Origin of the sequence: Terrabacter tumescens, assembly GCF_014646815.1 — a bacterium.
Taxonomy (GTDB): Bacteria; Actinomycetota; Actinomycetes; order Actinomycetales; family Dermatophilaceae; genus Terrabacter; species Terrabacter tumescens.
On record NZ_BMNZ01000001.1, the window covers coordinates 71,618 to 97,946 of the forward strand.

General features: G+C 72.3%; 25 protein-coding genes. 21 read left to right on the forward strand and 4 right to left on the reverse strand.

Going from position 1 to position 26,329, the window contains the following annotated elements; genetic code table 11:
- Positions 1 to 3 precede the first annotated feature (3 nt).
- The 6 genes from rnhB (at position 4) to IEY30_RS00380 (ending at position 5,504) form a co-directional block, all read left to right on the forward strand.
- Positions 4 to 783: a ribonuclease HII gene (rnhB, locus tag IEY30_RS00355; RefSeq protein WP_030146656.1), complete on the forward strand. Its 780-nt coding sequence runs from the start codon at positions 4 to 6 to the stop codon at positions 781 to 783.
- Positions 780 to 1,100 carry a DUF2469 domain-containing protein gene (locus IEY30_RS00360; protein WP_030146655.1) on the forward strand — a complete coding sequence of 107 codons (321 nt, stop codon included), beginning with the start codon at positions 780 to 782 and terminating at the stop codon, positions 1,098 to 1,100. The genes rnhB and IEY30_RS00360 overlap by 4 nt, the downstream gene beginning before the upstream one ends.
- 111 nt (positions 1,101 to 1,211) lie before the next feature.
- Entirely contained in the window at positions 1,212 to 1,577 is a 366-nt protein-coding gene (locus IEY30_RS00365) for a YraN family protein (protein WP_030146654.1), read from the forward strand.
- Complete coding sequence (locus tag IEY30_RS00370) at positions 1,577 to 3,133, forward strand: YifB family Mg chelatase-like AAA ATPase (protein WP_030146653.1); 1,557 nt, start codon at positions 1,577 to 1,579, stop codon at positions 3,131 to 3,133. The genes IEY30_RS00365 and IEY30_RS00370 overlap by 1 nt, the downstream gene beginning before the upstream one ends.
- Before the next feature lie 63 nt (positions 3,134 to 3,196).
- Positions 3,197 to 4,303 carry a DNA-processing protein DprA gene (dprA, locus tag IEY30_RS00375; protein WP_052358209.1) on the forward strand — a complete coding sequence of 369 codons (1,107 nt, stop codon included), beginning with the start codon at positions 3,197 to 3,199 and terminating at the stop codon, positions 4,301 to 4,303.
- Positions 4,304 to 4,574: 271 nt separating this feature from the next.
- Positions 4,575 to 5,504 (forward strand): tyrosine recombinase XerC, encoded by a 930-nt coding sequence (locus IEY30_RS00380; RefSeq protein WP_030146651.1) that lies wholly within the window; start codon positions 4,575 to 4,577, stop codon positions 5,502 to 5,504.
- 33 nt (positions 5,505 to 5,537) lie between these two features.
- Here the strand turns inward: IEY30_RS00380 and IEY30_RS00385 are convergent, their stop codons facing one another.
- The 3 genes from IEY30_RS00385 to IEY30_RS00395 all read right to left on the reverse strand — a co-directional run bounded on the left by IEY30_RS00385 (position 5,538) and on the right by IEY30_RS00395 (position 9,647).
- The gene (locus IEY30_RS00385; protein WP_030146650.1) at positions 5,538 to 6,074 is read right to left on the reverse strand and encodes a murein hydrolase activator EnvC family protein; all 537 of its coding nucleotides are present in this window, start codon (positions 6,072 to 6,074) and stop codon (positions 5,538 to 5,540) included.
- Between the two features lie 231 nt (positions 6,075 to 6,305).
- The gene (locus IEY30_RS00390) at positions 6,306 to 7,481 is read right to left on the reverse strand and encodes a pyridoxal phosphate-dependent aminotransferase (protein WP_030146649.1); all 1,176 of its coding nucleotides are present in this window, start codon (positions 7,479 to 7,481) and stop codon (positions 6,306 to 6,308) included.
- A 255-nt stretch (positions 7,482 to 7,736) separates the two neighbouring features.
- A complete protein-coding gene (locus IEY30_RS00395) occupies positions 7,737 to 9,647 on the reverse strand; it encodes a DUF6541 family protein (protein WP_043415668.1) in 1,911 nt (636 codons plus the stop codon).
- A 287-nt stretch (positions 9,648 to 9,934) separates the two neighbouring features.
- Between IEY30_RS00395 and rpsB the strand changes: the two genes are divergently transcribed.
- The 15 genes from rpsB to IEY30_RS00470 all read left to right on the forward strand — a co-directional run bounded on the left by rpsB (position 9,935) and on the right by IEY30_RS00470 (position 25,300).
- A complete protein-coding gene (gene rpsB, locus IEY30_RS00400) occupies positions 9,935 to 10,852 on the forward strand; it encodes a 30S ribosomal protein S2 (protein WP_030146647.1) in 918 nt (305 codons plus the stop codon).
- Between the two features lie 72 nt (positions 10,853 to 10,924).
- Positions 10,925 to 11,755, forward strand: a complete 831-nt coding sequence (gene tsf / locus IEY30_RS00405; protein WP_030146646.1) for a translation elongation factor Ts — start codon at positions 10,925 to 10,927, stop codon at positions 11,753 to 11,755.
- 165 nt (positions 11,756 to 11,920) lie between these two features.
- On the forward strand, positions 11,921 to 12,535 hold the full coding sequence (locus IEY30_RS00410; RefSeq protein ID WP_030146645.1) for an antibiotic biosynthesis monooxygenase: 615 nt from the start codon (positions 11,921 to 11,923) through the stop codon (positions 12,533 to 12,535).
- Between the two features lie 118 nt (positions 12,536 to 12,653).
- Entirely contained in the window at positions 12,654 to 13,910 is a 1,257-nt protein-coding gene (gene sqr / locus IEY30_RS00415) for a type III sulfide quinone reductase, selenoprotein subtype (protein ID WP_229674770.1), read from the forward strand.
- Positions 13,911 to 13,923: 13 nt separating this feature from the next.
- Positions 13,924 to 14,238: a TusE/DsrC/DsvC family sulfur relay protein gene (locus tag IEY30_RS00420; protein WP_030146643.1), complete on the forward strand. Its 315-nt coding sequence runs from the start codon at positions 13,924 to 13,926 to the stop codon at positions 14,236 to 14,238.
- Positions 14,238 to 14,756: a DsrE/DsrF/DrsH-like family protein gene (locus IEY30_RS00425; RefSeq protein WP_030146642.1), complete on the forward strand. Its 519-nt coding sequence runs from the start codon at positions 14,238 to 14,240 to the stop codon at positions 14,754 to 14,756. The genes IEY30_RS00420 and IEY30_RS00425 overlap by 1 nt, the downstream gene beginning before the upstream one ends.
- A gap of 115 nt (positions 14,757 to 14,871) precedes the next feature.
- Positions 14,872 to 15,678 carry a response regulator gene (locus tag IEY30_RS00430; RefSeq protein WP_229674824.1) on the forward strand — a complete coding sequence of 269 codons (807 nt, stop codon included), beginning with the start codon at positions 14,872 to 14,874 and terminating at the stop codon, positions 15,676 to 15,678.
- Positions 15,675 to 18,356 carry a DUF4153 domain-containing protein gene (locus IEY30_RS00435; RefSeq protein ID WP_030146640.1) on the forward strand — a complete coding sequence of 894 codons (2,682 nt, stop codon included), beginning with the start codon at positions 15,675 to 15,677 and terminating at the stop codon, positions 18,354 to 18,356. Before IEY30_RS00430 ends, IEY30_RS00435 begins: the two co-directional genes overlap by 4 nt.
- Positions 18,357 to 18,375: 19 nt before the next feature.
- Positions 18,376 to 19,503, forward strand: coding sequence for an aminotransferase class V-fold PLP-dependent enzyme (locus IEY30_RS00440; protein ID WP_030146639.1), 1,128 nt, complete (start codon positions 18,376 to 18,378; stop codon positions 19,501 to 19,503).
- A gap of 80 nt (positions 19,504 to 19,583) precedes the next feature.
- Positions 19,584 to 20,312, forward strand: a complete 729-nt coding sequence (gene pyrH, locus IEY30_RS00445; protein ID WP_030146638.1) for a UMP kinase — start codon at positions 19,584 to 19,586, stop codon at positions 20,310 to 20,312.
- Positions 20,313 to 20,399: 87 nt separating this feature from the next.
- Positions 20,400 to 20,957 carry a ribosome recycling factor gene (frr, locus tag IEY30_RS00450; RefSeq protein ID WP_030146637.1) on the forward strand — a complete coding sequence of 186 codons (558 nt, stop codon included), beginning with the start codon at positions 20,400 to 20,402 and terminating at the stop codon, positions 20,955 to 20,957.
- Positions 20,958 to 20,974: 17 nt separating this feature from the next.
- Positions 20,975 to 21,937, forward strand: a complete 963-nt coding sequence (locus tag IEY30_RS00455) for a phosphatidate cytidylyltransferase (RefSeq protein ID WP_030146636.1) — start codon at positions 20,975 to 20,977, stop codon at positions 21,935 to 21,937.
- Positions 21,938 to 21,968: 31 nt separating this feature from the next.
- Positions 21,969 to 22,835 carry an SDR family NAD(P)-dependent oxidoreductase gene (locus IEY30_RS00460; RefSeq protein ID WP_081920296.1) on the forward strand — a complete coding sequence of 289 codons (867 nt, stop codon included), beginning with the start codon at positions 21,969 to 21,971 and terminating at the stop codon, positions 22,833 to 22,835.
- A 15-nt stretch (positions 22,836 to 22,850) separates the two neighbouring features.
- Entirely contained in the window at positions 22,851 to 24,062 is a 1,212-nt protein-coding gene (gene rlmN / locus IEY30_RS00465) for a dual-specificity RNA methyltransferase RlmN (RefSeq protein WP_052358207.1), read from the forward strand.
- Between the two features lie 89 nt (positions 24,063 to 24,151).
- Positions 24,152 to 25,300: a N(5)-(carboxyethyl)ornithine synthase gene (locus IEY30_RS00470; protein WP_030146633.1), complete on the forward strand. Its 1,149-nt coding sequence runs from the start codon at positions 24,152 to 24,154 to the stop codon at positions 25,298 to 25,300.
- 15 nt (positions 25,301 to 25,315) lie between these two features.
- Here IEY30_RS00470 and IEY30_RS00475 read toward each other — a convergent pair whose 3' ends face one another.
- Positions 25,316 to 26,320, reverse strand: coding sequence for a GlxA family transcriptional regulator (locus IEY30_RS00475; RefSeq protein ID WP_030146632.1), 1,005 nt, complete (start codon positions 26,318 to 26,320; stop codon positions 25,316 to 25,318).
- Positions 26,321 to 26,329 lie beyond the last annotated feature (9 nt).

The window sequence follows — 26,329 nt, forward strand, 5'->3', positions numbered from 1 at the left end:
ACCATGGCACGACCTGCACCGTCGAAGAAACCGTCCCTGCGGGTCGAGCGCGCCCTGCAGCGCTCCGGCCACCGCCTCCTCGCCGGCATGGACGAGGTGGGCCGGGGCGCCCTCGCGGGCCCGGTCAGCGTCGGCGTCGTCGTCATCGACGAGACCGTGCGGTCCGCGCCCACTGGGGTCAAGGACTCCAAGCTGCTGACCGAGCGGGCCCGCACGGTGCTCGTGCCGCGCATCCAGCGGTGGTCGGTCGCCCACGCGGTCGGGCACGCGAGCGCCGACGAGATCGACGAGATCGGCATCATGGCCGCCCTGCGGCTGGCCGGCCTCCGCGCCCTCGGGGCCATCCGTGACGCCGGGATCGTGCCCGACCTCGTCATCCTCGACGGCAACCACGACTGGCTCACCGCGCCGACGGAGGTCGGCCTCTTCGCCTTCGCGGACGCGCACGGCCCGGCGACGCCGCCGGTGACGACCATGGTCAAGGCAGACCTGAAGTGCTCCTCCGTCGCGGCCGCGAGCGTGCTGGCGAAGGTCGAGCGCGACGAGATGATGGTGACCTTCTCGGCCCAGCACCCGGCATACGGCTGGGCGCTCAACAAGGGCTACTCGGCGCCCGAGCACATGGACGCGCTCACGCGGCTCGGCCCGTGCGAGCTGCACCGTCGCTCGTGGCGCCTGCCCGGCGTGTACGCCGAGGGGCCGGTCGAGGTGTTGAATGAGGGCACGGAGAACCTCGCTCCGGTGCCCACCACGGCAGAGCAGACAGGGACGGCGATCAGGTGAGTTCGGAAGATCTCGAGAAGTACGAGACCGAGATGGAGCTCCAGCTCTACAAGGAGTACCGCGACGTCGTCGGCCTCTTCACCCACGTCGTCGAGACCGAGCGCCGCTTCTACCTCGCCAACTCCGTCGACGTGAAGGTGCGCAGCGACGGCGGCGAGGTGTTCTTCGACGTGACGATGGCCGACGCCTGGGTGTGGGACATCTACCGGCCGGCGCGGTTCGTCAAGAACGTGCGCGTCGTGACGTTCAAGGACGTCAACGTCGAGGAGCTGCCCAAGCCCGACATCAAGCTCCCGGAGAGCGGCGACTTCAGCTGACGTCCGGCCGCTTGGCCGCGTCGTCCACACCCCCTCACCGATGGCGTATGCCGTCCACAGCCACGCGCCGACGGGTGTCCTCCGCGGGTCGCCGCCGGGAGAGTGGCCGGCATGGACCTCTCGACTCGTGCCCTCGGCGACTACGGCGAGCGCCTCGCCTGCCGCTACCTGCTCGCGCAGGGACTGACGATCCTCGACCGCAACTGGCGGTGCGTGCGCGGCGAGATCGACGTCGTCGCCCGTGACGGTCGCGAGCTCGTGGTCTGTGAGGTCAAGACGCGCACGACCGAGGCCTACGGCGCCCCGTTCGAGGCCGTCACGTGGCGCAAGCAGCGGCGGCTGAGACACCTGGCCGGTCTGTGGCGCGACGACCACGCCGACCTCGCCCGTGGTCTCGCCCTGCGGATCGACGTCATCTCGATCCTCCGGCCTCCATCGGGCCAGGCGCGGCTCCAGCATCTCCAGGGGGTGTGCTGATGGGTCTCGGGCGCACCCGGTCGGTGGGCCTTCGAGGGGTGCACGGCTTCGTCGTCGACGTCGAGGCGCACGTGACGCAGGGCCTCCCGGGCTTCGCGATCAGCGGCCTCGGCGACTCGGCCGTCAAGCAGTCCTCCGACCGGATCAAGGCCGCTGCCGCCCTCATCGACAAGATGCCGGTGAGTCAGCGTCGGGTCACCGTCAACCTGTCGCCGGCGGGCGAGCGCAAGGTCGGGACCGGCTTCGACCTCGGCATCTTCGTCGCCGTCGCCGCGGCCATGGACCTCGTCCAGGTCCGGGTCGTGCGCGACGTCGTCCACATCGGCGAGGTCGGTCTCGACGGGACGGTGCGCCCGGTGCCCGGCGTGCTGCCGCTCGTGCGCGCTGCCTCCCTCGCGGGCGTCCGCCACGTCGTCGTGCCGGTCGCCAACGCGGGCGAGGCCAGACTCGTGTCGGGGGTGCACGTGCACCCCGTGGCCGACGTCGTGGAGCTCGTCCGGCGCTACGACGCCCTCGGCAAGGGACGGGTCGTCGACGAGGTGCCCGTCCCTCTCGTGATGGCGCCGCCTCCCGAGCCGGTGCGCGACCTCAGCGAGGTCGTCGGCCAGGCCGACGCCAAGCTGGCGCTCGAGATCGCGGCGGCCGGGGGCCACCACCTGCTGCTCGCCGGCCCTCCGGGCGCCGGCAAGACGATGCTGGCCGAGCGGCTGCCGGGGCTGCTGCCGCCGCTCGGCGAGACCGAGTCGATGGAGGTCACGGCGATCCACTCGGTGCTCGGGACCCTCGGCTCCGGGCACGACGCGTGCCTCATCTCCCGGCCGCCGTTCGTGGCCCCGCACCACGGCGCCTCCCAGGCCGCCGTCATCGGCGGCGGAAGCGGGCACATCCGCCCCGGCGCGATCACCCAGGCCCACCACGGCGTCCTCTTCCTCGACGAGACGCCCGAGTTCGACAAGAGCGTGCTCCAGTCGCTGCGCACGCCGCTCGAGCGGGGGTCGGTCTCGATCGCCCGCGCCCACGAGACGGTCACCTTCCCGGCCCGCTTCCAGCTCGTCCTCGCCGCCAACCCGTGCCCGTGCGGCAACGGCTGGGGCAAGGGCCTGGACTGCACGTGCACCCCGCTCATGCGGCGCTCCTACTTCGGCAGGCTGAGCGGCCCGCTGCTCGACCGCGTCGACCTCCAGGTGCACGTGCAGCCGCCGGGCCTGTCGATGGCGGGAGCCCCGCCGGGGGAGCCGACGGCGTCCGTGGCCGCTCGGGTCGCTGCCGCGCGCTCGGCGCAGGGCGAGCGCTGGCGCGCGGTCCTCGAGCGGGGCGGTGGGGTCAACGCGGACGTGCCGGGCTCGGTGCTCAGGGGTCGACCGTGGCGGCTGCCGACCTCGGCGACGACCACCCTCGACCGGGCGCTGGAGCGGGGTTCGCTCAGCCTGCGCGGCTACGACCGCACGCTGCGGTGCGCCTGGACCATCGCCGACGTCATGGGCCTCCAGCGTCCCGGCCTGGAGCAGGTCGACCTCGCCCTGAGCCTGCGTCACCGTGCGGGGGTGGCCGCATGACGGCATTGGGCGGGCGCCGCCCCGTGGCGGCCCGAATCACGAACGACCTCCTGGAGGTGGACGGTGGACGCTGACCGGTTCGCTCGTGCGGCACTGTCGCGGCTCGCGGAGCCGTGCGACAAGGACGTGCCCGGGCTCGTGGCGCAGCTGGGCGCCGTCGAGACGGTCGAGCGCATCCGTGCTGGGCGGGGCACGCTCGCCCGCTTCGCCGCGCGGCTCGCGACCCTCGACACCGCACGTGACCTCGACATCGCGGCGAAGGTCGGGGCGCGGGTCGTCGTGCCGGACGACGACGAGTGGCCCGAGCGGCTCCGGCAGATCGACATCCCGCCCTACTGCCTGTGGGTGCGGGGGCCGCTCGACCTCGCGGAGACCGTCGAGCGCTCCGTGGCGGTCGTCGGCTCGCGGACCGCCACCGCCTACGGCGAGCAGATGGCCGCCGACATCGCCGCCGGGCTGTGCCAGCGGGGATGGACCGTGGTGTCCGGGGCGGCGTTCGGCATCGACGGCAGCGCGCACCGCGGGGCCCTGGCGGTCGAGGGAGCGACGGTCGCCGTGCTCGCCGGAGGGGTCGAGCGGCCCTACCCGTCGGGGCACGCCGCCCTGCTGTCCCGGATCGCCCGCGACGGACTCGTGGTCTCGGAGGTGGCTCCGGGGTCGGCCCCGATGAAGTCGCGCTTCCTCGCCCGCAACCGCCTCATCGCGGGGATGACTCGCGGCACCGTCGTCGTCGAGGCCGACCTGCGGTCCGGCTCGCGCAACACCGTCAAGCACGCGATCGAGGCAGGCCGTCATGTCGGGGCCGTCCCCGGGCCTGTCACCTCGATGGCCTCCGCCGGCTGTCACCAGGAGATCCGCGACCTCAGGGCCGTGCTCGTCACCAGCGCGGAGGAGGTCATCGACCTCGTCGGGGACCTCGGCGACGATGCGCACGAGCCGGGGAGAGGCCCGGTCCGTCCCGGTGACGACCTCCCGCAGCTCGATGCCTCGGTCCTCGAAGCCGTGCCGTTCCGCTCGGGGCTCACCCTCGACGCGATCGTGCGGCAGGTGGCCCACGCGCCGCTGACGGTCCGGGCGGCTCTGGGCCGCCTCGAACGGCTCGACCTCGTCAGCGAGTCCGCCGGCACGTGGCGCAAGCGTCCTCAACGGCGCCAGCTCCCGCTCGGCTGAGCCGCCGCTGCGCCGTCCTCTGCTGACACTCGAAGGACCCGTCCAGGCAGCTCGAGTGAGCGTTCCGTCGCAGATCGAAGCGAGCGTCCCGCCCCAGTCGAGTGGCCCCGCGGCACCACCCGTTGCCCGGCCGGTCGAGTGAGCACTTCGTCGCAGATCGAGTGAGCGCTCGGTCACGTCTTCGGAGGTCGGGCCCCTTCACCCAAGCAGCCACCACGGCGCGGCGCTTGCCAGTTGGCATGGGGTTTGCGATGGTGCGGGAGTGACGGATGTGGTGAACGCCGAGACCGACGTGCTCGAGCGGCACGCCGAGCTGTTCCACGCGTACTCACGTCACCTCGGTGCCGAGCGGGGGCGCTCGGTGCACACCCGCCGCGCGTACCTCGGTGACGTCCGGCACCTGCTCGGCTTCGCCGCCGAGCGCGGCATCGACGAGATCGGGGACCTGCGGATCGGGGACCTGCGTGCGTGGCTCGGCAGCCAGGCCGACGCGGGCGCCGCTCGCGCGACCATCGCGCGCCGGGCTGCCTCGGCACGCACCTTCCTGAGGTGGGCCGAGCACACCGGCCGCATCCCGACCGACCCCTCCCTGCGGCTGGTGGCGCCGAAGCGACACGCGACCCTGCCGGGTGTCCTGCGCCAGGGCGAGGCCACCGAGCTGCTCGACCTCGCCGCCGTCCGGGCCGACGACGAGGACCCGATCCACGTGCGCGACCGGGCCGTGCTCGAGCTGCTCTACGCGAGCGGCATCCGCGTGGGTGAGCTCGCAGCCCTCGACATCGACGACGTCGACCTGGCACAGGGAGTGGTGCGCGTCATGGGCAAGGGCGCGAAGGAGCGGATCGTGCCCTTCGGTGCCCCGGCCGGCCGAGCCATCGAGGGCTGGCTCGCCGTCCGTCCCCGCCTCGTCGGCGAGCACTCGGGGCCGGCACTCTTCCTCGGGCGGCGCGGGCGCCGCGTCGATGCGCGACAGGTGCGCTCGGCCGTGCACGAGCTGCTCTCGCACCTGCCCGAGGCGCCCGACCTCGGCCCCCACGGCCTGCGGCACAGCGCCGCCACGCACCTGCTCGAGGGCGGTGCGGACCTGCGCATGGTCCAGGAGATCCTCGGTCACGCGAGCCTCGCGACCACCCAGATCTACACCCACGTCTCGGTGGACCGGCTCCGGCGCAGCTACGAGCAGGCCCACCCGCGCGCCTGACCGTCGCTGCCTGACGGGCTGTCATGCGGTGGCTCAGGGGAGGGGGAGCAGGATGACCGGGGACCGGCCGACGAAGGACAGCGGGTCGAGGTAGGTCTCGCCCCGGAGCACGCCCCAGTGCACGCAGGTGCGGGGCGCGCAGTGGCCGGGCGTGGACGTCACGGTGCCGACAGGCCCGCCCCGCGCGACCGCGGTCCCCACTGCCGACGTCGCCGTCACGGGCTCGAAGGTGCTGCGCAGGCCGCCCGGATGGGCCACGACCACGACGCCGCGACCGGCGATGACGCCGGTCCACGAGATGCGCCCGCCGGTCGGCGCCAGGACGGCCTGGTCGACGGTCGCGGCCAGGTCGACGCCACGATGCCCCGGCAGCCACGGCTGGTCGGGCCGGTCGAACCGCCGCACCACCTCAGGCTCGGGCGACAGCGGCCAGGTCCATCTGCCGGCGGTCGCTCCCGGGGCTGAAGCCTGAGCAGCGGTGGCCGGGACGGCGGGAGGCGAGACGGCGCTCGCGCTCGTCACCGACGCCGCCGCGAGCACCGCACCCAGCAGGGCTGACCCGATCGACATGTCGCCATGCTCGCCCGGACCATGGTGGCTCGCCGGCCGCCTCACGTTCCTGTGGACGGCCGACGGTCCGAACCTGGGGGTGTGGACAGGCTGGGGCGGGGAGGCCACTCGAGTGGGTGTGACTGGTGGGGTGGGGTGCTCACTCGATGTTTTGGGGTGGGTGGGGCGCTCACTCGAGGGGATGGGGCTGTTGGGGTGGGGCGCTCGCTCGACTCGTGGTGGGGTGGGGGCTCACTCGACTCGGGGGCGGGTGCCGGCGGCGGCGAGGCGACGGCTCGCCTCGAGCAGGACCTCGTCCTTCTTGCAGAACGCGAACCGGACCAGGGTGCGCGCCGCGTCCTGGTCGTCGTGGAAGACCGACACGGGCACCCCGACCACGCCGGCGATCTCGGGCAGCCGTCGCGCGAAGTCCAGCCCGTCCACGGCGCCGAGGGGCGCGGCGTCGGCGATGACGAAGTACGTCCCCGACGGGCGGGCGACCTGCAGCCCGGACGTCTCGAGCGCCGAGCACAGCAGGTCGCGCTTGGCCTGCAGCGAGTCGCGCAGGCCGGCATACACCTGGTCGCCGAGACCCAGGGCCACGGCCACCGCCGGCTGGAAGGGGCCGGACCCGACGTAGGTGAGGAACTGCTTGACGGTGCGTGCCGCGGCGACCGCCTCGGCCGGCCCCGAGAGCCATCCGACCTTCCACCCCGTCGCGGAGAACGTCTTGCCGGCGGAGCTGATCGTGATGGTCCGCTCGGCCATCCCCGGCAGGGTCGCCACCGGCACGTGCTGCGCGTCGTCGAAGACCAGGTGCTCGTAGACCTCGTCGGTGACGACCCACGCGTCGTGCTCGCGGGCGAGAGATGCGACCAGCTCGAGCTCGTCGCGCGTGAAGACCTTGCCCGTGGGGTTGTGCGGGGTGTTGAGCAGCACGAGGCGGGTGCGCGGCGAGAACGCCGCCCGCAGCGACGCCTCGTCGACGGCGAAGTCGGGGAAGCGCAGCACCGACGTGCGGCGGGTCGCTCCGGCGAGGGCGATCGTGGCGGCATACGAGTCGTAGTACGGCTCGAAGGTGACGACCTCGTCGCCGGGCTCGCACAGCGCGAGCACGACCGACGCGATGGCCTCGGTCGCGCCGACGGTGACGAGCACCTGCGACGACGGGTCGAGCCGGATGCCGTAGAAGCGCTCCTGGTGGGCGGCGACCGCCTCGAGCAGCTCGGGGACGCCGGGGCCGGGCGGGTACTGGTTGCGCCCGGCGTCGATGGCCGCCTTGGCCGCGTCGAGCATCACGCGCGGGCCGTCGGTGTCGGGGAAGCCCTGGCCGAGGTTGATGGCACCGGTCCGGGTGGCCAGCATCGACATCTCGGCGAAGATCGTGGTGCCGAAGGGCTGCATGCGCGAGATCAGCGGCGAGCTCATGGCCCGAGCGTAGCCACGGGTGCCGTCGACCGATCGGCCCGCCACGTGGGAGAGCCCCCGCCGGGGCACGTGGCGGGGGCTCACACGACTCGCGGCGGCTGTGGAGGGGTCCTTGCCGCGGGACGTGGGTGGAGATCCCACCCGGTCAGGGGGTCCGTGTGGGATCTCCACCCTCACCATCGCGGACGGGACGAAAGCGTTACGCCCATCGCCGGAGAAATGCGCGAAGAAGTGGACGTATGCCGTGTGGCCGGCTCAGCCGGCCGCGCCGAGGCCGCAGCCGGTGACGCGGTAGAGCGTGTAGTCGCCGTCGGTGCGTACCGGCTCGACCCCGTCGACGTGGGCGAGGTCCTTGAGGCCGGAGGACCGCTCGGGCCGGTCGAGCCAGTAGACGTGCGTCGAGTCGACGGCCCAGCGGATGTCGTGGCGCGCCATGGCCTCGCACACGTCGGGGCGGTGCTCCATGTCGTTGAACCCGGTGCCGATGACGATCTCGTCGCCCGTCGTGGGGATGGGGATCGAGCGGTAGAGCGTGTTGGTGCCGAACAGCGGCCACATGAGGGGTGAGCCGTTCTCGGGGCGGCCCACGACGCCCTGGCCGGCGGGGATGAGCGCGGCGAGGCGGCGCAGCGAGTCCTGGCCTTCGAACGAGAGGATGACCCGCTCGGGCGACGTGGGGCGGAAGAATCCGCTCAGCATGCGGTGGCGGGTGGCCCCGTTGAGCCCCAGCGTGAGGACGGGGATCACGAGCACGGCGACGAGGCCCACGGCGACGGGGCGCGACCCGAGCGCGGGCACCTTGCGCAGCAGCTCGCGCAGGGCCGGGGCGGCGGCCGCGACGAGGACGACACCGGGGACCGCGGCCAGCGAGGCGAGCCGGACCTTGTCGTTGTACCAGTAGCCGGTCACGAGCGAGGTCCACGACAGCGTCGACGACGCCGCCATGACGTAGAGCACGACGCAGGCGAACCACATCGCCACGACCGGCAGGGCCGCCCTGACGCGCAGTGCGATCCAGCCGATCCCGAGGGCTAGCAGGACCACGAGCCCCCAGAGCACGTCGGGGATCTGCAGCCGGCCGCCGACCACCTCGACGAGCGCCGTCCAGACCGGCACGCGGTCCTTCCACTGGTAGGACTGGGTCGAGGCGAGCTGGGCCGAGACGACGGGTGCGGCCACGAGCCCCGCCACGCCGACGGCGGCCACCACGGCGAGGTCGCGCGCGACCACCCACCACGACAGGTGGCGGAGCAGGCCGGCCCGCAGGCGAGCCGTCACGAACCAGACGAGGGCGAAGACGACGAGGGCGACGAGGGCGTTGGGCTGGATGAGGGCGAGGCCGGGCATCGCCGCGACGAAGCCGAGCCACTGGCCGATCCGCCTCGAGCGCGCGGCCTGCAGCAACAGGGCGAGGGCGCCCGGCGTGAGGGCGGTCGCCATGAGGTTGGGCCAGAGCACGCCCCACCCGAGGAGGATCGTCGGGAAGGCGATGAAGGCCGCGGAGGCGAACCCCGCGGCATACGTGACGAGGCGGGACGTGCCGAGCGCGTGGCGCACGAGGGCCACGCAGCCGATCGGCCACACGAGCGCGGCGAGCACGATCGTCGCGACGTTGGTGCCGGGCAGCACGTCGGCGACGCCCGGCAGCAGCCCGGTGGCGATCCACGAGTGGAAGCCGTTGGGGTAGAACGTCGGGTTGGCGATGGAGAAGTTGCCCGACTCGAGGAACGTCTTGATCCGGCCGAGGTGGTAGACCGCGTCGGGGGAGTCGACGAGCTCGTCGGGGCGCCCCATGGCCGGCAGGATCGTCGCGAGCGCGAGGACGGCGCCGATGACGATGGCCACGACGGCGTCGGGGCGGGGGCGGCCGAGCAGGCGGCGGGCCGCCCCGAGCTCGGGGTCGTGCCGGCCGAAGACGCGCATCCCGCCCCAGGCGAGCGCCACGCAGACCGCCGTCACGACGGCGAGCGGCAGCAGCCCCCAGCGCACGCCGACCCGTTGGGCGACGGTCGCGAACGCGGCGATCAGGCCGGTCGAGACGGCGGGGGAGACCGCCAGCGCCTCGAGGCCGCGGGCCCCGAGCGCACGCACGAGCAGCCAGCCGGGAAGGAAGAGGACGACCGAGAGGACGACGAAGGTCGGGATCGTCTCAACCCAGTGCGCCATGCGGGCCATTGTGTCGGGTCGCCACGATTTCTCCACCACCCGGGTCAGGACGTACGATGGCTGGCGGTCACGTGTGCTCGTCGCACGGGACCGAAATTCGCGCGTCTTCTGCCGGTCCGCCGGACCGGGTCGCACCACGGCAGTCCCCATCCGCTCGCGGAGGGGCGGGGTGCGTCAGGCGCCAGGAGTGAGGTCGTATGCCGCCCGCCGGGCCACGTGCTCCACGTGACCGCCGAGCGCCAGCGCCCACGCACAACTGACAACAACGAAACAAGGGAGAACACGGCATGGCCGTCGTCACCATGCGCCAGCTCCTCGAGAGCGGCGTCCACTTCGGGCACCAGACCCGTCGCTGGAACCCCAAGATGAAGCGCTTCATCATGACCGAGCGCAACGGCATCTACATCATCGACCTGCAGCAGTCGCTGACGTACATCAACAACGCCTACGAGTTCGTCAAGGAGACCGTCGCCCACGGCGGCAGCATCCTCTTCGTCGGCACGAAGAAGCAGGCCCAGGAGCCCATCGCCGAGCAGGCGACGCGCGTCGGCATGCCTTACGTCAACCACCGCTGGCTCGGTGGCATGCTCACCAACTTCCAGACGATCTCCAAGCGCCTCACGCGCCTCAAGGAGCTCGAGGAGCTGAACTTCGACGACGTGGCCGGCTCGGGCTACACGAAGAAGGAGCTGCTCATCCTCAAGCGCGAGATGATCAAGCTCGAGAAGACCCTCGGTGGCATCCGCACGATGGCCAAGGTCCCCTCGGCCGTGTGGATCGTCGACACCAAGAAGGAGCACCTCGCCGTCGACGAGGCCCGCAAGCTCGGCCTGCCGGTCATCGCGATCCTCGACACGAACTGCGACCCCGACGAGGTCGACTACAAGATCCCCGGCAACGACGACGCGATCCGCTCCGTCACGCTGCTGACGCGGGTCATCGCCGACGCCGTCGCCGACGGTCTCGTCCAGCGCTCGTCCGGCAAGTCCGGCGCCGACGCGCAGGCCGAGGAGCCCCTGGCGGAGTGGGAGCGCGAGCTCTACGCCGACGCCGCTGCTGCGGAGGCGCCGGTCGAGACCCCCGTCGAGACGCCGGCCCCCGAGGTCGCCGCCGAGATCGCGGTCGACGCCCCCGCCGAGGCCCCTGCCGAGGCTCCTGCCGAGGCCCCGGCTGCCGACGCGACGGCCGGTGCCGAGAAGGCCTGACGGCCTTTTCGCACCAGCCCGACCAGCTGACACACGAGTCAATCTCCACTGACGAAAAGAGCGATACAGAGCATGGCGAACTACACCGCCGCTGACATCAAGGCGCTGCGCGAGCAGACCGGCGCCGGCATGATGGACGTCAAGAAGGCGCTCGACGAGGCCGACGGCGACCGCGCCAAGGCCGTCGAGATCCTGCGCGTCAAGGGCCTCAAGGGCGTCACGAAGCGTGAGGGCCGCTCGGCCTCCAACGGTCTCGTGGCGGCTTCGGCCACCGATGGCGTCGGCACCCTCGTCGAGGTCAACTGCGAGACCGACTTCGTCGCCAAGGGCGAGAAGTTCATCGCCCTGGCCGACCAGGTCCTGACGCAGGCCGTCGCGGCCGGCGCCACCGACGCCGACTCGCTCCTCGCGAGCACGCTCGAGGACGGCAAGACCGTCAAGGAGCTGCTCGACGAGGCCAACGCCACCATCGGCGAGAAGATCGAGGTCCGCCGCGTGGCGCGCCTCGAGGGCGACAAGGTCGTGTCCTACCTGCACAAGACGAGCCCCGACCTGCCCGCGCAGATCGGCGTCCTCGTCGCGCTGCAGGGTGGCGACGAGGCCGTGGGCCGCGACGTCGCGATGCACATCGCGGCGTTCAGCCCGACCGTCCTGACGCGTGACGAGGTCCCGGCCGAGACGGTCGAGAACGAGCGTCGCGTCGCCGAGGCCACGGCCAAGGAGGAGGGCAAGCCCGAGGCTGCCCTTCCCCGCATCATCGAGGGTCGCGTCAACGGCTTCTTCAAGGAGAACGTCCTGCTCGAGCAGGCGTTCGCCAAGGACGCCAAGAAGACCGTCGGCAAGGTGCTCGAGGAGGGCGGCGCCCAGGCGACGTCCTTCGCACGCTTCCGCGTCGGCCAGTGAGGTCCTGACCTCCCTGGTGCCAGTGCACCACTCGTAGCGCAGAACCCGCGCATCACGACGACGTATGCCGGTCGCCCCCTTGAGGGGCGGCCGGCATCGTCGCGTCCGGGGCCGGGTTGACCGACCCGCCTGCCGCCGGACCATCCCCAGAGGAGACCCTCGAGCATGAGCACCAGCACCAGCACCGGCACCGGCATCGCGACCGGGCCCACGCCGGCGAGCGCGGTCGACGGTCCGCTGACCGTGTCGATCACCCGCCGGGTCGCGCCCGAGGACGAACTGCTCATGCAGGCGTGGGTGCACGCCGGCACGTCGATGGCCGAGCGGTTCGAGGGCTTCCTCGGGGCCGGGTGGGTGCGCTCGGGCGCCGAGGACTGGCACATGCTCTACCGGTTCGACTCGCGAGCGCATCTCGACGCGTGGGAGCGCTCGCCCGAGCGCATGCGGTGGCTGCGCTCCGCGGCCGACCTCGTCGAGCACCGGCGTACGGAGTACCGCACGGGCATCGAGGGCTGGTTCGACGAGCCGGCGACGTCGTCGGTGCACGAGGCGGGCCCGGGCGCCTCCGCAGCACCGCCGCGGTGGAAGCAGGCGAGCGTCATCTGGATCGCCTTCTTCCCGACGAGCCTGGCGTTGACCTACCTGCTCTCGCCCTTCAGCGGGGACTGGCCGGCTGCCGTGCGCGTCCTCGTCACGACCCTCGTGGCGACCCCATGGATGACCTACGTCCTGCTGCCGTTCGTGACCCGGCTCTTCGGCCGGTGGCTCAAGGGCACCTGAGCCCCTCGGCCCGGAGGGGCGGATCTGCTTGTGAGGCAAGCCTTCTGTCTCCGAGGTCACAGCCCCGTTGTCTGCTGGCTCACAGCCGACGGCATACCCTCCGGGGTACCGTCGAACCATGACCACCACCATGAGGTCCCTCGTGGTTCTGGGAGCGGGCACGGCCGGCACCATGGTCGTGAACAAGCTGAGGCACCGTCTCCCCACCAGCGAGTGGCGTATCACCGTCGTCGACAAGGACGACGTCCACGACTACCAGCCCGGCTACCTCTTCCTGCCCTTCGGGCTCATCGAGCCCGACCAGGTCAGGCGCAGCCGGCACGCGCTCATCACGGACGGCGTCGAGCTCGTCCTCGGTGACGTCGACCGCATCGACCCGCAGGCCCGCGAGGTCTCCCTCGTCGACGGACGCACGCTCGGCTACGACGAGCTCGTCATCTCCAGCGGCACCTCGGCCCGACCCGACCAGACGCCGGGGATGCTCGGACCGGAGTGGCACCGGAGCGTCGGCGAGTTCTACACCTTCGAGGGCGCCACGGCGCTCCGGGAGTCGCTCGCCTCGTTCGTGGGCGGACGCCTGGTCGTGCACGTCACGGAGATGCCGATCAAGTGCCCCGTGGCCCCGCTCGAGTTCACCTTCCTCGCGGACGACTTCCTGCGCCGCCGCGGTCTGCGCGAGCGCACCGAGATCGTCTTCGTCACGCCCCTCGACGGCGCCTTCACCAAGCCGGTCGCGAGCCGCGAGCTCGGTCACCTGCTCGCCGACAAGGGCATCACGGTCGAGACAGACTTCATGGTCGAGCACGTCGACCAGGAGCGCCGCGTCCTCGTCTCCTACGACGAGCGCGAGGTCGCCTACGACCAGCTCGTGACGATCCCGCTCAACATGGGCGCCGACTTCGTCGCGCGGTCGGGCCTCGGGGACGAGCTGAACTACGTCCCGGTCGACAAGCACACGAGCCAGTCCACCGAGCACCCGTCGATCTTCGTCCTCGGGGACGCGAGCAACATCCCGACGTCCAAGGCCGGCTCCGTCGCGCACTTCTCGGTCGAGGTCTTCGTCGACAACTTCCTCGAGCACGTCGCCGGTCGCCCCATGAGCCACGCCTTCGACGGGCACGCCAACTGCTTCGTCGAGTCCGGCGGGGGCAAGGCGATGCTCCTCGACTTCAACTACGACACCGAGCCCCTGACCGGCACCTTCCCGCTGCCGCGCCTCGGCCCGATGACGCTGCTCAAGGAGTCGCGCGCCAACCACATCGGCAAGCTCGCGTTCCGCCACATCTACTGGAACCTCCTGCTCCCCGGACGACCTCTCGGCCTGCCCGCGCAGATGTCGATGGCGGGGAAGGTCCCCGCCCCCGTGAGCGCTTGAAAGGAGCGTCCCCATGCCCACCACGACGATCGCCGGCCATGCCGTCGAGGTCAACGACGAGGGCTTCCTCACCCGCCCCGACCAGTGGTCGGACGACCTCGGTGCGGAGCTCGCCCGCCTCATCGGCATCGAGCTGACCGACGAGCACTGGAAGCTCGTGCACTTCCTGCGTGACGACTTCGCGCTCCAGGGCGAGACGGCGACCCTGCGCCGGGTCAGCACGCAGACCGGAACCCCAGTCAAGTCCCTCTTCGAGCTCTTCCCCGGCAAGCCGGCCAAGAAGATGGCCTACGTCGCGGGCCTGCCCAAGCCGAAGGGATGTGTGTGATGACCACCCAGACCACCGAGACCGCACCGTTCGTGCCGTCGTTCGACGCGCCGGAGTCGCAGGGTCGCAAGCTCGCGATCATCTGCAGCAAGGGCAACCTCGACATGGCCTACCCGGGCCTCATCCTCGCCAACGCCGCTCTGGGTGAAGGGATCGAGACGCACCTGTTCTTCACCTTCTGGGGCTTCGACATGATCAACAGGAAGACGTCCGGCGAGCTGAAGTTCACGATGCTCGGCAACACCGCGACGCACATGCCCCAGGGGCTCGGCGGCATCCCCGGGATGACGCACCTCGCCACCTCGCAGATGAAGAAGGCCATTGCCGACCTCGACGTGCCCGAGGTCCCGGAGTTCCTCGACCAGATCGTCGCCTCCGGCGGTCACCTGTGGGCGTGCCGGATGTCGGCCGACATGCAGCACCTGGGCGAGAAGGACCTGCGGGACGACGTCGAGGGCATCATCTCGGCCTCCGACTTCATCGAGCTGACGGAGGGCGCGCAGCTGCTCTTCATCTGAGCCACCGTGGTGGGTGGGAGTGCCCGGCCGGGCCGGTGTGGGCCCGGCCGGGCTTCACAGGATCTCCACACGTCGCACCCTCACCACCCGCGTGCCCGCTCCTAGGCTCGGTGACATGAACCAGGGGTATGCCGCACCGTCGCCCGACATTGCATCGCCGACGCTGCTCGTCGTCGAGGATGACCCGACGATCAACCAGGCGGTCACGGATCGGCTTGTGGCAGAGGGCTTCCGGGTGGTCCAGGCGTTCGACGGTCCTTCCGCTGTCGCCGCTCACGCGGAGCACGCACCCGACCTCGTCGTCCTCGACCTCATGCTGCCGGGATTCGACGGGCTCGAGGTGTGCCGTCGCATCCAGGGGGAGCGGCCGGTGCCCGTCCTGATGCTGACGGCACGGGCCGACGAGACCGACCTGCTCGTCGGGCTCGGCGTCGGGGCCGACGACTACGTGACCAAGCCCTTCCGGATGCGGGAGGTCGTGGCGCGCATCCGGGCCCTGCTGCGCCGGGTCGACCGGGCCCGTGAGCTCGCCGCGGAGCAGCCGCCGGTGCTCGCCGTAGGCGACCTGACCGTCGACCGGGGCTCGCGCCGCGTCACGGCCCGGGGGAGCGAGGTGCACCTGACGCCGCTCGAGTTCGACCTGCTCCTGGCGCTCGCCGCCGACCCGGGCGCGGTGCGCGAGCGCGACGAGCTGATGCGCGAGGTCTGGGGCTGGGCCGACTCCGGTGGCACGCGCACCCTCGACAGCCACGTGAAGTCCTTGCGCGCCAAGGTCGGTGCCGGCCGCGTGCGCACCGTCCACGGCGTCGGCTACGCCCTCGAGACCGGCCCGGTGCCCGAGACCCCGAGCGCCGCGGGCATGCTCGACCTGACCGACCCCATCGACCGAGCTGGTTCAGCAGACTCCCCGGACGCGCCGTGAACGCCGACCGGCCGCTCGACGGCATCCGCTCGATCAAGGCCAAGCTCGGCCTGCTCGTCGCGGCCAGCATCATGGCCGCCTCGCTCGTCTCGGTCATCGGCGACCGCGCCGGCGTGCCCGGCTGGTTCACGCTCCCCGTGACGATCGCCGCGGCGCTCGGCGTCACCCAGTGGCTGGCCCGCGGCATGACGTCCCCGCTGCGAGAGATGACCGCGGCGGCGTCACGGATGGCGACGGGGGACTACTCCCGTCGTGTCACGGCGACGTCCGCCGACGAGGTGGGCGTGCTCGCCGACGCCTTCAACACGATGGCAGCCGACCTCGCCGGCGCCGACCAGCAGCGCCGGCAGCTCGTGGCGACGGTCTCGCACGAGCTGCGGACACCGCTTGCGGCCCAGCAGGCACTGCTCGAGAACCTCGTCGACGGCGTCGTGCACCCCGACGACGCCGTGCTGCGCACCGCGCTGGCCCAGGCCGAGCGGCTCGGCGCCCTCGTCGGCGACCTGCTCGACCTCAGCCGGGTCGACGGCGGTCGCACGCCGCTCGCGCTCGCGGCGGTCGACGTCCGGCAGCTCGTCGACCGTGCCGTGGCCGAGGCCGGGGTGTCCCGACGCGGCACCGTCCACGTCGTCGACGTCCCGGCCGACCTGCACGTCACCGCCGACGCCGCGCGACTCGAGCAGGTGCTCGCCAACCTGCTCGACAACGCCGACCGGCACAGCCCGCCCGGTGGTCGGGTCACCGTGAGCGCCGGCCCCGAGGGCCCGGACCGCTGGTGGCTCATGGTCGCCGACGAGGGCAGCGGCATCCCGCCCGAGCAGAGCCACCGCATCTTCGACCGCTTCGGCTCCGGCGACGACGCCGGCGGCGGCACCGGCATCGGGCTGGCCATCGCCAGCTGGGTCTGCGAGCTGCACGGCGGGTCCATCGCCGCCGTCAGCCCGCCGGCGGGGGAGCACGGCGCGCGCATCCGCGCCGTCCTGCCGCGGTCCCCAGCGGCAGCGCCCCCAGCTGCCGCCGAGCGGCCCACCGACACCAAGACCCCCGACACCACACCACCCGACGACCGCCGGGCCGACGTCCCGACCGAGGAGAGCACCGTGCCCGCACCCGTCCCCGCTGCAGCAGGACCCAGCCCAGCCCCGTCGACAGGGAGCGCCGGCCCGTCGACCGGCCACACGGCATACGCCACCGTCCCGGTCGGGGCGCCCAAGCCGGTCATCGACTCGCTCTTCGGCGACCTCTGGCCCGAGGCGGGTCTCGTCCCCCAGGTGCGGCTGCTGCTCACCTGCCTCGGCGTCGGTGTCCTCTCGGCGATCGTGCTGCCCTACCGGGGGATCGGCGTCGCGCTCTTCGGCGTGCTGCTCGTCGGTGGCGTCGTGCTGTGGCGCACGACAGAGCGTCGCCGGGCCCGGTGGACGGTGCTCAGCAGCGTGCTGTGCGTGGCCCTCGCGTCGCTGTCGGTGCTGCGGGCGGCCGAGTGGCTGACCGTCATCGCCGTCATGCTCGGTGTCGTCGTGCTGACGACGGCGCTCACCGACGCCAAGGGCCTGCTGTCCCTGGCTGCCGGGCTCGCGTCGTGGCCGCTCGCGGCCGTCCGCGGACTGCCCCTGCTGGGACGCACCGTGGCCGTCACGAGCCGGATCAACGTCCTGTGGCCCGTCGTGCGCACGGTGGCGATCTCGCTCGTCGCGCTCGTCGTCTTCGGGGGCCTGTTCGCCTCCGGCGACGCGGTCTTCGGCTCGTGGGCCCAGGCGCTCGTGCCGCAGTTCCCCTGGGACGGCCTGACGTTCCGCTTCTTCGTCGGCTTCGTCATGGGCGGCGCGCTGCTCGCGGCCGGCTACGTCGCGCTCAACCCGCCACGCGTGGATCGGGTGGTGCTGCCGGAGGGACGCCCCGTCGCTCGCCTGTGGGAGTGGGTGGTCCCGGTCGGCCTCGTCGTCGCGCTGTTCGCCGCGTTCGTCGTGGCGCAGGCGGCCGCCCTCTTCGGTGGCCACGACTACGTGCAGCGCACGACCGGGCTCACGTATGCCGAGTACGTCCACCAGGGCTTCGGCCAGCTCACCGCGGCCACGGTGCTCACCCTCGCCACCGTCGCGCTCGCCGTGCGCAAGGCGCCCCGGTCGACGGCGCGCGAGCGGCTCGTCCTCCGGGTCTCGCTGGGGGCCCTCTGCGCCCTGACGCTCGTCGTCGTCGCGTCGGCGCTGCACCGGATGGACCTCTACCAGCAGGCCTACGGCTTCACCCTGCTGCGTGTCCTCGTCGACGCCTTCGAGCTCTGGCTCGGCCTGCTCGTCGTGCTCGTCCTCGTGGCCGGGGTGCGGCTCTCGGGGTGGTGGCTCCCGCGGGCCGCCCTCGTCTCGGCGGCCGTCTTCGTGCTCGTCGGTGGCCTCGCCAACCCCGAGGCGTGGGTCGCCCAGCGCAACATCGACCGCTACCAGGCCACCGGCAGGCTCGACCCGTACTACCTGGCGGGGCTCGGCGCCGACGCCGACCCGACCATCGCAGCCGGCCTGCCTGCACCGGTCTCCTCCTGCATCCTCTCCACGCGACCCGCACCCACGCCCGACGACCTCCTCGGCTGGAACCTCGGCCGCAGTCGCGCCGCGGCCCAGCGGCCGGCCACCGGGGCCTCCGACCCGGCGTCGGCCACCTGCCTGTCGCAGCTAGCCCGGTGAGGTGGGGCAGGATGACCGGGTGCGTCGTGACATCGCCGAGCTGTTCGAGCTCGACCCGGACCTGACCCACCTCAACCACGGCGCCTTCGGCGCGGTTCCCAGGTCGGTCCGGGAGGCCCAGGACCGCGCCCGGACCCGCATCGAGCAGGCCCCGATGCGGGCCTTCCGTGACGAGCTGCCGTCGGCGCTCGCGACGGCGCGCGAGTCGGCGGCGGACTTCATCGGCGTGCCGGCCGACGGGGTGGCCCTCGTGCGCAACGTCACCGAGGCCGTCGGGGTCGTGCTGCAGGGCCTCGGTGTCGGACCGGGCGACGACGTGGTCGTCAGCAACCACGGCTACCTCACGGCCGGATGGTCCGCCGAGGCGCGGGGCGCGACGCTGCGGACGGCGACCTTCGCCGTCGACGCCGACCCGGCCGACGTCGTCGCAGCCCTCGCCGAGGCCATGACCGACCGCACCCGCCTCGTCGTCATCGACCAGCTCACCTCGCCGACGGCGCTCGAGCTGCCCGTCGCGGCCGTCGCGGCCGCCGTGGCACCCGTCCCGGTCCTCGTCGACGCCGCCCACGTGCCGGGAGCGCTGCCCGGGCTCGACGTCGAGGGCCTCGGCGTCGCCTTCTGGGCGGGCAACCTGCACAAGTGGGCCTACACGCCGCGGGCCGCCGCGACGCTGTGGGTGGCGCCCGAGCACCGCGAGGCGATGCGCCCGCTCGTCACGTCGTGGAGCCACGGCCTGCCCTATCCCGAGCGCTTCGACCTGCAGGGCACCGTCGACCACTCGTCGTGGGTCGCCGTGCCCGACGGCCTCGCCGCGTGGCGCGACCTCGGCGGGTGGGAGCAGGTGGCGCGCAACGCCGACCTGCTCGTCCGTGGGGCCGAGCACGTGCGGTCCGCGCTCGGCACGCCCGACCCGCGTGCCGGCATACGCTCGGCCCCCTGCCTGCGGCTCGTCGCGCTGCCGGACGGCGTGGCCACGACGACCGAGTCCGCGGAGGCGCTCTGGCAGCAGCTGTATGCCGCGGGCCTCGTCGTCCCGCCCGTGTCCTTCGAGGGGCGCGGATACCTGCGGCTCGCCGCCGCGCCGTACAACGACGAGGACGACTACGCACGGCTCGCCGCTGCCCTGCCCGGGATCCTCGGGGCCTGACGCCCGATGCGGCCGATGGCCGCCCGGTGTGGAAAGATCGACCGACCGCCGGAACGCTGCCCACGAGGAGGCCCTGCGCCATGACCGACGCCCAGACGACCCCCTTCCACCGGGTCCTTCTCAAGCTCTCCGGAGAGGTGTTCGGGGGTGGCCGCATCGGCCTGGACCCGGCCGTCGTCGCCGGGATCGCCAAGCAGATCGCCGACGCCGTGCGCGGTGGCGTCGAGGTCGCCGTCGTCATCGGCGGTGGCAACTTCTTCCGCGGCGCCGAGCTCCAGCAGCGCGGCATGGACCGCACCCGTGCCGACTACATGGGGATGCTGGGCACCGTCATGAACTGCCTCGCCCTGCAGGACTTCCTCGAGAAGGAGGGTGTCGAGACGCGGGTCCAGTCCGCGATCGCCATGCAGCAGGTCGCCGAGCCCTACATCCCGCGCCGCGCCATCCGCCACCTCGAGAAGCACCGCGTCGTCATCTTCGGCGCCGGTGCCGGCATGCCGTTCTTCTCCACCGACACCGTGAGCGCGCAGCGCGCGCTCGAGATCAAGTGCGACGCGGTGCTCATCGCCAAGAACGGCGTCGACGGCGTCTACGACGCCGACCCGCGCACCAACCCCGAGGCCAAGAAGCTCGAGACGGTGACCTTCCAGGACGCCATCGTCGAGGGCCTCAAGGTCGTGGACGCCGCAGCCTTCAGCCTCTGCATGGAGAACAAGCTGCCCATGGTCGTCTTCGGCATGGAGGGCGCGGGAAACATCACGCGCGCCCTGCTCGGTGAGAAGATCGGCACGCTGGTCACCAACGCCTGACCCCGGCCGCCGCGCCGGGTCCGCGTGACCAGGCGAGCAGCGCCGCACCGCACACGACACGAACGAGGGACGAGGAACCGAAGACCCATGATCGAAGAGACGATGTTCGAGGCCGAGGAGAAGATGGACAAGGCCGTCGAGGTCCTCAAGGAGGACTTCGCGGGCATCCGCACCGGCCGTGCCAACCCGGGACTGTTCAACAAGCTGACGGTCGAGTACTACGGTGCGCCGACGCCGCTGCAGCAGCTCGCCTCGTTCCAGAACCCCGAGCCGCGCACCATCCTCGTCATCCCGTTCGACAAGTCGGCGATGCACGAGATCGAGCGGGCCATCCGTGACTCCGACCTCGGCGTCAACCCGAGCAGCGACGGCAACCAGATCCGCTGCGTCATGCCGGAGCTGACCGAGGAGCGTCGTCGGGAGTACATCAAGCTCGCGCACGGCAAGGCCGAGGACGCTCGCGTCTCGGTGCGCAACATCCGTCGCAAGGCCAAGACCGACATCGACAAGCTCGTCAAGGACGGCGAGGTCGGCGAGGACGACGGCACGCGCGCCGAGAAGGAGCTCGACGGGCTCACCAAGAAGCACACCGACCTCGTCGACGTGCTCGTCAAGGCCAAGGAGTCCGAGCTGCTCGAGGTGTGACCTCGATGCTCGACCCGATGATGACGACTGACTCCCCGTCGGACCCCGTGGAGCCTGCACCCCCGGCGCAGGACGGCGGGTCCGGGCCCCTCGAGCCCGTCCCGTACGACCCGAGTCTCGACGACCTCGCCGGCATCCCCGCCGAGGAGGTGCTGCAGAAGAAGCAGAGTCGTGCCGGTCGCAACCTCCCGGCCGCGATCGCGGTCGGGGTGGGACTCGGCATCGTCATCGTCGCCACGCTCCTGATCAAGAAGGAGTCGTTCCTTCCCGTCGTCGCGGTCGCCGTCGGCATCGGCATCTGGGAGCTGCGCGGCGCCCTGCGGCACGCAGCGGTCGAGGCGCCGCTCGTCCCGCCGGTCGTCGGCATGGTGGCGATGCTGTGGGCGGCCTACGTCCACGGGCCCGCCGGTCTCGTGGTCGCCTGGTGCCTCACCTGCCTGGCCGTCGTGCTGTGGCGCGGCACCGGGCGGCTCGACGGAGCCGGGCGCGACGTGCTCGGCGGCGTCTTCATCTCCACCTACCCGACCTTCCTCGTCGGCTTCGCGGTGCTGCTGCTCGCCCCCGAGGACGGCGTCGGGCGGATCTTCGTCTTCCTCATCACGACCGTCTGCAGCGACGTCGGGGGGTATGCCGCGGGCGTCCTCCTCGGCAAGCACCCCATGGCGCCCACCATCAGTCCCAAGAAGTCGTGGGAGGGCTTCGCGGGGTCGGTCCTCTTCTGCGTCGTGGGCGGCTCGCTGTCCGTCCACTTCCTGCTCGACCACTCGTGGGTCATCGGCATCGCGCTCGGGGTCGGCGTGGCCATCGCGGCCACCGTGGGCGACCTCATGGAGTCGCTCATCAAGCGCGACCTCGGCATCAAGGACATGTCCAACGTGCTCCCCGGGCACGGCGGCATCATGGACCGCCTCGACTCGCTCGTCGTCGTCGCGCCCATCGTCTGGGCCGTCCTGACGCTGCTGGCCGCCAAGCCCGTCTGAGCGTGACGGCGAACCTGCGGCCGGACGTCCCGTGACCCTGCCCTTCGACCAGTCCGGCCGGGTCGTCCTCGTCACCGGGGCGGGGAGCCCGAGCGGGATCGGCATGGCCACCGCGCGGCTGCTCGGGCGCCTCGGTGCGGCGGTCGTCCTCGGAGCCACGACCGACCGCGTCCACGAGCGCGTCGCCGAGCTGCGCGCGGAGGGCCTGCTGGCGACGGGCCGGGTCGGCGACCTCACCGACGAGTCCCAGGCAGACGCGCTCGTCGGGAGCTGCGTCGCGGAGCACGGCCGCCTCGACGTCGTCGTCAACAACGCCGGCATGACCAGTGCCGCCGAGCCGGACACGCTCGGGGGCGACCTGCTGGCCACCGACCCGGACCGGTGGCGCCGCTCGCTCGCCCGCAACCTCGACACCGCCTACCTCGTCAGCCGGGCCGCCCTGCCGCACCTGCGGGCCTCGGGCGCCGGCCGGCTCGTCCTCGTCAGCAGCGTGACGGGCGGCGTCATGGCCATGCGGGACGAGGTCGCCTACGCCACGGCGAAGGCGGGCCTGCTGGGGCTCGCGCGTGCCCTGGCCGTCGACGAGGGACGGCACGGCGTGACCGTCAACGCCGTCGCCCCGGGCTGGGTGGCGACCGGCTCACAGACCGACGACGAGGCACGCGAAGGTCGGGCCACCCCGCTCGGGCGCTCCGGCACGGCCGACGAGGTCGCCGCCGCAGTGGCGTTCCTCGCGAGCCGCGAGTCCTCCTACGTCACCGGCCAGGTGCTCGTCGTCGACGGCGGCAACGCGGTTGCCGAGCAGCGGTCCGCGGCGCGCGACTGCGCGCGGTCGTCCGGCGAGGGGGACGGCATACCTCCTCGGCTCGCGCCCACGGCGCGTTTTGACTCCACCTGAGACAATGGACAGGAGATGACTGAGACCCCAGCCCCCGCCTCCGAAGTCCCCTCCGAGGCCGCTCCCGTCGCGCTGCCCGAGCCGACGACCGCCCGCCCCGTGCCGGGGCAGCTGACCTTCCAGGCGCCCCGCCGTGGCAAGCCGCCGCGGCACCTCGCCGACTTCAGCCCGGCCGAGCGCAAGGCGGCCGTCGAGGCACTGGGCCACAAGGGTTTCCGGGCCAAGCAGCTCTCGACGCACTACTTCGAGCGGCTCGAGGACGACCCCGAGCAGATGACCGACCTGCCCAAGGCCGTGCGGTCCGAGCTCGTCGCCGACCTGCTCCCGACGCTGCTGACCCCCATCGTGCAGCGCGTGGCCGACGACGGGCAGACGATGAAGTACGCCTGGCGACTGCACGACGGCGCCATCGTCGAGTCGGTGCTCATGCGCTACCCCAAGCGCGTCACCATCTGCATCTCGAGCCAGGCCGGCTGCGGCATGAACTGCCCGTTCTGCGCCACCGGTCAGGCGGGTCTGACCCGCAACATGTCGGCGGGCGAGATCGTCGAGCAGGTCGTCTGGGCCGCCCGGGCGCTGCGGCGGGGCGAGCTCGCCGGTGGGGGAGACGAGGACCGCGAGGAGCCCCTGCGCGTCAGCAACGTCGTGTTCATGGGCATGGGTGAGGCGCTCGCCAACTACAAGGCCTCGATCGGTGCCATCCGGCGCCTCACCGATCCGACGCCCGAGGGCCTCGGCATGTCGGCGCGCGGCATCACGATGTCGACGGTCGGTCTCGTGCCCGGCATCGACAAGCTGACCGCCGAGGGCATCCCGGTGACGCTCGCGCTGTCGCTGCACGCGCCGGACGACGAGCTGCGCAACGAGCTCGTGCCGATCAACACCCGCTGGTCGGTCGACGAGGCGCTCGACGCCGCCTACCGCTACTTCGAGGCGACGGGTCGTCGCGTGTCGATCGAGTACGCCCTCATCCGCGACATGAACGACCAGGGCTGGCGCGCCGACCTGCTCGGCGAGAAGCTCAACCGCCGCGGCCGGGGCTGGGTCCACGTCAACCCGATCCCGCTCAACCCCACGCCCGGCTCGAAGTGGACGGCGTCCCGACCGGGCGTCGAGCAGAACTTCGTCGAGCGGCTGCGGGCCCACGGCATCCCGACGACGATCCGCGACACGCGCGGGCAGGACATCGACGGAGCCTGCGGCCAGCTCGCCGCCTCGACGGCCTGACGCGCGTACGCTGGCGAGGTCGGTCCCGACCCGAGCCCCGGCGGCCGGTCGCCGGGGAGGGCGCGGGCCGGCCCACAGGAGGTTCGCGCATGGCGCAGCTCAGCGTCGGGGTCATGGGACGGTCGCTCAAGGAGAACGAGCACCGCCTGCCGCTGCACCCCAGGCACTTCGACCGCATCCCCGAGGCGCTGAGGTCCGGGATCTTCCTCGAGCACGGCTACGGCCTGCGCCACGGCGTCGCCGACGACCAGCTCGAGCGGTTCGTCGGTGGCTTCCGCAGCCGAGACGAGCTCGTGGCGCAGTGTGACGTCATCCTCGCGCCCAAGCCGCTCCTCAGCGACATCACCGCCCTCCGGGTCGGGCAGGTGCTCTGGGGCTGGCCGCACTGCGTGCAGGACTCCCAGCTGACGCAGGTCGCCATCGACCGGCAGCTGACGCTCATCGCCTTCGAGGCGATGAACCACTGGAACAAGGACGGCTCGTTCAACCTGCACGTCTTCCACAAGAACAACGAGCTCGCCGGCTACTGCTCGGTGCTGCACGCCTTCTCGCTCGCGGGCATCTCGGGCGACTACGGTCCGCACCGCCGCGCGGTCGTCATCGGCTTCGGCGCCACGGCGCGAGGCGCCGTCACCGCGCTCAACGCGCTGGGCATCGGTGACGTCGACGTGCTCACCCACCGGCAGCGGGCGGCGGTCGCCGCGCCCATCCACTCCGCCACCATCGTGCACTTCGACACCGACGACACGACGACGCGGGCGAGCCACGCGGTCACCGAGGCCGGGCCGGTGGCCCTCGAGGAGTTCCTCGCCGAGCACGACATCGTCGTCAACTGCGTGCTCCAGGACACCGACGCCCCGCTGACCTTCATGACCGAGGACGACCTCAAGCGCATGAGCCCGGGCAGCCTCGTCGTCGACGTGTCCTGCGACGAGGGCATGGGGTTCAGCTGGGCGCGCCCGACGACCTTCACCGAGCCGACGTTCGTCGTCGGCGACCACGTGCTCTACTACGCCGTCGACCACAGCCCGTCCTACCTCTGGGACGCCGCGACGTGGGAGATCAGCGAGGCCCTGCTGCCGTTCCTGCCGACCGTCATGGCCGGCCCCGACGCGTGGGAGGCCAGCCCGACCATCCGCCGCGCCATCGAGATCCGCGGCGGCGTGGTGCAGAACCCCGCCATCCTGTCGTTCCAAGGGCGCTCGCCGGTGCACCCCCACCTCCCGATCGCCACCTGAGCGGCCGTGCCCGCCTCAGGCGGAGTCGGCGCGGTAGGTGCGGCGGTAGGCGAGCGGTGACACGCCGACGGCGGCCGCGAGGTGCTGGCGCAGCGACGCGCTCGTGCCGAAGCCGGCCGCCTCCGCGACGCGGTCGACGGGCAGGTCGGTCGTCTCGAGCAGGTGCCGGGCGCGGTCGACGCGCGCGCGGGCGAGCCACGCGCCCGCCGTCTCACCGGTCTCCTCGCGGAAGCGTCGGGTGAAGGTGCGCACGCTCATCCCGGCGTGACGGGCCAGGTCCGACAGGCCGATCGGCTCGTCGAGGTGCTCGAGGACCCACACGCGGGTCGCGCCCGTGCCGGTGTCGGACTCGTCGGGCACGGGGCGGTCGATGAACTGCGCCTGCCCGCCGGCACGCCACGGCGCCACGACGGCTCCGCGGGCGACGCGGTTGGCGGCCTCGGTGCCGAGGTCGGAGCGCAGCACGTGCAGCAGCAGGTCGATGCCGGCGGCGTTGCCGGCGGAGGTGAGCACGTCGCCGTGGTCGACGTAGAGCACGTCGGGGTCGAGCTGCACCTGGGGGAAGTGCCGACGGAACGCGTCGACGTGGCACCAGTGCGTCGTGGCCCGGCGACCGTCGAGCTTGCCGAGCGCGGCGAGGACGAACGCGCCGGTGCAGATGGACAGCCAGCGCGCATCGGGTCGGGCGGTCGCGGCAAGGCGGTGCAGCTCGTCGGGCAACCGCCCGGTCTCGACGATGTCGCTGTTGATGCCCGGCACGACGACGGTGTCCGCGCGCGCGAGCTCGGAGTTCGGGTGGGTCGGCAGCACGGCATACCCCGCGGAGGTGGTCACGGGGCCGTCGTCGAGGGTCACGAGGCGCACGTCGTAGGGCGGTGCCGCTCCGGTCGGCGGGCCGGGCCACCCGGGGTCGAGCGCGCTGGCCCGCAGGAACCGGTGGGGCAGGCCGACCTCGAAGGCGATGGCTGTGTCGAGGGCGAGGACGACGACGAGGTGGGGCCGTCCTGCTGCGTGTCGCATGGCCAGATC